The sequence below is a fragment of the Kitasatospora sp. NPDC007106 genome, from assembly GCF_040634455.1.
GTDB classification, from domain to species: Bacteria; Actinomycetota; Actinomycetes; order Streptomycetales; family Streptomycetaceae; genus Kitasatospora; species Kitasatospora arboriphila.
In genome coordinates this window covers 1-3,980 of the sequence record NZ_JBEYFP010000564.1, presented here as the reverse complement: position 1 = coordinate 3,980, position 3,980 = coordinate 1, and the positions used below count along the sequence as shown (strand labels likewise).

The 3,980-nt window shown below is 75.4% G+C and carries 4 protein-coding genes; 2 read left to right on the top strand and 2 right to left on the bottom strand.

Annotated elements, in window-relative coordinates; all coding sequences use genetic code 11:
* Positions 1 to 62: 62 nt before the first annotated feature.
* Both ABZ641_RS28450 and ribA read right to left on the bottom strand, forming a co-directional pair.
* A complete protein-coding gene (locus tag ABZ641_RS28450; protein ID WP_344625448.1) occupies positions 63 to 1,178 on the bottom strand; it encodes a chemotaxis protein in 1,116 nt (371 codons plus the stop codon).
* 148 nt (positions 1,179 to 1,326) lie between these two features.
* Positions 1,327 to 1,986, bottom strand: a complete 660-nt coding sequence (gene ribA, locus ABZ641_RS28445; protein WP_344625447.1) for a GTP cyclohydrolase II — start codon at positions 1,984 to 1,986, stop codon at positions 1,327 to 1,329.
* Positions 1,987 to 2,191: 205 nt separating this feature from the next.
* Between ribA and ABZ641_RS28440 the strand changes: the two genes are divergently transcribed.
* Both ABZ641_RS28440 and ABZ641_RS28435 read left to right on the top strand, forming a co-directional pair.
* Complete coding sequence (locus ABZ641_RS28440; RefSeq protein WP_359986254.1) at positions 2,192 to 3,100, top strand: NADP-dependent oxidoreductase; 909 nt, start codon at positions 2,192 to 2,194, stop codon at positions 3,098 to 3,100.
* 1 nt (position 3,101) lies between these two features.
* The gene (locus tag ABZ641_RS28435) at positions 3,102 to 3,872 is read left to right on the top strand and encodes a VOC family protein (protein ID WP_359986251.1); all 771 of its coding nucleotides are present in this window, start codon (positions 3,102 to 3,104) and stop codon (positions 3,870 to 3,872) included.
* Positions 3,873 to 3,980: the final 108 nt, after the last annotated feature.

The window sequence follows — 3,980 nt, the reverse complement described above, 5'->3', positions numbered from 1 at the left end:
CCGGGTACGGCGCCGCGGCCGCGGGGGGGGGGGCGGGGCCCCACGACGGCCCGGGCAGGGTGTCAGTAGCGCAGCACCGCGGCGATCCGGTCGTGCGCGGTGAGGTCGTCGTCGGGGACGAAGACCACCTCGGCGCCCTTGTCCAGCGCGGTCTCCACGAGCTCGTCGACGATGTCCTCGCGGACGCCCTCCTCCCAGCCGCCGGGCCGGTCGCCGTCCGCCGGTGCGAGGTGGCCGTCGGCGAGCCGCATCGTCCGCTGGAAGTGCTCCTCGACGGCGACCATCTCGACGCGTCCCTCGCAGACGGCCTCCCAGACCTCGTCCAGGCCGGCGGCGAAGGCCTTGCGGCTGCGTGCGGAGTCCAGTGCGGTGCTCACCCGGTCCGACTCGTGCGAGGCGAACTGGGCCATCGCCGGGGCGAGTTCCTGCAGCAGGACGCGGTCGGGGCCGTCCGTGAGGCCGCCCTTGAGCACGGTCGCGACGGCCGCGCCCGCGGCGGTGCCGACCTCCTGCAGGGCGGACACCGCCTGCGGCAGGCCGATCAGGAACAGCGGCCGGCGGTCCGCGGCGAGGACGGCGCCGAGCGCGGTGTCCACCGAGCGCAGGAAGCGCCGGGTCTCCTCGTCGCTGAAGGTGCTGGGCTGGCCGCCGGTGCGTTCCTCGCGCTGGACGTCCCAGTCCACGCCCTCCGCCTCCATCGGGAAGCCGTCCGCCTCGTGCTCGTGCAGCGCGAGGCCCGCGCCGCCCCACAGGGTGGCCCGGTCGGCGGCGACCGCCATGACCCAGTACGGGCGTTCCTGGGCCTTCGCGGCGACCAGGTTGCGGGTCAGGAAGGTGTCGCTGAGCACGACCCGTTCGGGCACCTCGCGCGGCAGGCTCCACACCTGGTGCTCGTCGGTGGTCGCGTACACCACCAGCCCGTCCAGCGAGTGCCGCAGGTCCACCTCGGCGACCGCCCGTTCGAGCTGCTTGTGCAGGTCGATGCGGTTCTGCCGGGAGGCCTCCGGATCGGCGTCGATCCGCCGCTCGGCCTCGGCGAGGAGGTTCCTCAGCCGCACCGCGTCCTGCGCGTTGTCCGGCTCGCGGCGGTGCGTCGGCATGGTCAGCGAGACGGCCGGGTACGGCCGGGGGCTGCGCAGTTCGCGCAGGGTGTCGGAGGTGAGGGAGTCGGTTTCCACGGGCGCTCTCCCGGGGTCGGTCCGCGCCGGGCGGGGCCCGGCGGGGCCGCGGGGCGGGGTGGAGCGACGGATGGCGCGGCCCACCGACCGACGCTTCCACGCGCTCCCCGGCGCCGCGCGCGCCCTGCGCCGATCGGGTGAACCCCGGTCAGGCGCCCAGCGACAGGAACTCGATGCCGTGGCCGAGGGTGCGCGCGGTGCCGTCCGCCTTGGTGCGCAGGTAGCGGACGTTGCTCTCGGACAGGTGGACGCCGGTCGGCACCTGCTCGGCCACCGTGATGCCGAGCCGGGACAGCTGGCCGGCCTTGTCGGGGTTGTTGCTCAGCAGCCGGATGCCGCGCGCGCCGAGCGTGGCGAGCATCTGGGCGGCGGCGGTGTAGTCGCGGCCGTCCTCGGGCAGTCCGAGCGCGGTGTTCGCCTCGTAGGTGTCCAGCCCGGCGTCCTGCAGCGCGTAGGCGTCGAGCTTGTTGTAGAGGCCGATGCCGCGGCCCTCCTGGCGGAGGTACAGCAGGTAGCCGCCGGCCTCGGCGATCCGCTCCGCGGACTCGCGCAGCTGCGGGCCGCAGTCGCAGCGGGCGGAGCCGAAGACGTCGCCGGTGAGGCACTCGGAGTGCAGCCGCACCAGCGGGGTCTCGCCGACCTCGCCGAGGGCGAGCGCGAGGTGCTCGGCGCCGTCCGCCAGGCCGTGGAAGGTGAAGACCTCGGCCTCCACCCGGAATCCGTCCGGGAAGGCCAGCGGGATGCGCACCCGGGAACGCACGGTGGCGGGGCCGGGCAGCGGCGTCCGGGCGGTGTCGGTCTGCGGCATGGCCGGGCCTCCGAGGTGGTGTGGTTCAGATGTGGTTCAAATTCGAACCGGTCGGTCAGGGTCAGACCGTACCTCGTGGTTCCAATTTGAACAACTGCCGTTGCGTCACGCACAACACCTCCCGTTCGGCCCACCATTCCCGGCCGTCCCGGCCTTCCGCCCAGCAAGCTGGGCGGAAGGAAGTCGCCGACCCCGAGGGAGCAGCATGTCCAAGGCGTTCGGATACCGGGCGTTCGGAGGCCCGGAGCACCAGGAGTTCCTGGACCGCCCCGTGCCCGTCCCCGGGCCGGACCGGCTGCAGATCGCCGTCCGCGCTGCCGGGGTCAACCCGATCGACTGGAAGATCCGCAACGGCTGGCTCGGCACCGACCGACCGCTGCCCGCCGTCCTCGGCGCCGAGGCCGCCGGTGTGGTCGAGGCCGTCGGGCCGGGCGTCGAGGGCTTCGCCGTCGGCGACGAGGTCTTCGGCGTCACGGTGGCCGGCGGCTACGCCGAACACACCCTGCTGGACGCCGCCGTCAGCGCCCGCAAGCCCGCCGAGGTCCCCTTCGCCACGGCGGCCGCGCTGCCCGTCGCGGGCGCCACCGCCTGGGACGCCGTCGAGCAGCTCGCCCTGGAGCCGGGGCGCACCCTGCTCGTCCTCGGCATCGCCGGCGGCGTCGGCAGCGCCGCCGCCCAGATCGCCCGCGCCCGCGGCGTCAAGGTGGTCGGCACCGCCGCCGACCGCAACCGCGACTGGGTCGCCTCCTTCGGCGCCACCCAGGTCCGGTACGGCGAAGGGGTGGCCGACCGGATCAGGACCGCCGCCCCGGACGGCGTCGACGGACTCCTCGACCTGATCGGCGGCGAGGACCTGCGGGAGGCCGCCGCCGTGCTCGCCGACCGCACCCGGCTGGTGTCCACCGCCGACCCCGACACCGCCGCCGCGCTCGGCGGCAGCGCCGTCCGCCGCAACCCCGGCCGGGAGGCGCTCGCCGCACTGGCCGCACTCGTCGCGGCCGGCGGCCTCGACCCGCGGATCACTGCGACTTACCCCCTCGACCGGGCTCCCGAGGCACTCGCCGAGGTCGAGTCCGGACACGCCCGCGGCAAACTCGTCCTGGTGGTGGAGTGACATGAGAATCGACAGACCCGCGCTCGGAGCCCCCTGCTGGGTGGAGATCTCCACCACCGACCCGGAGGGCTCCAAGGCCTTCTACCGCGAGACGTTCGGCTGGCGCACCGAGGTCGACCCGAACCCGGAGGCCGGCGGCTACACGCTGATGATGCTCGGCACCGACCCGGTCGCCGGCCTCGGCCCCGTCCAGCGCTCCGGGCAGCCCACCAGCTGGACGATCTCCTTCGCCGTCGACGACGCCGACGCCGCCGCCACCGCCGTCCGGGGCGCCGGCGGCCGGCTGGTGACGGAACCCGCCGACGTCCTCGACCTCGGCCGCTTCTCCGTCGCCGCCGACCCGTCCGGCGCGGTGTTCGCGCTCTGGCAGGCCCGCGGCTTCACCGGCACCCCGCTGATCGACGAGCCCGGCGCGCTCGGCTGGGTCGAACTCGCCACCCGGGACACCGCCGGCGCCAAGGAGTTCTACCCGAGGGTCTTCGGCTGGAGCGTCACCGTCGGCGAGATGTACACCCAGTGGGGCCTGCCCGGCCGGGAGTTCGGCGGCATGGCCGACATGGCCGACCAGTTCCCCGCCGACGTCGGCCCGTACTGGATGCCGTACTTCGCGGTCGCCGACGTGGACACCACCACCGAACGCGCCGCCGTCCTCGGCGCCACCATCGCGCTGCCGCCCACCGACGTGCCGGACGGGCCGAGGCTCGCCGTCCTGCACGACCCGCAGGGCGCGATCTTCGGCATCCACGTCGCGGGCGGCGGCTCCGGGCAGTGACGGCGGCGGGGGAGAGCCCGCCGGCTCAGGCCCGGCCGCGGGCCGCCGGCCTGCCGGCCCCCTGCTGCGCCCGGTGCGCCGGGCCCGCGGCCGGGGCGCCCGCCGACC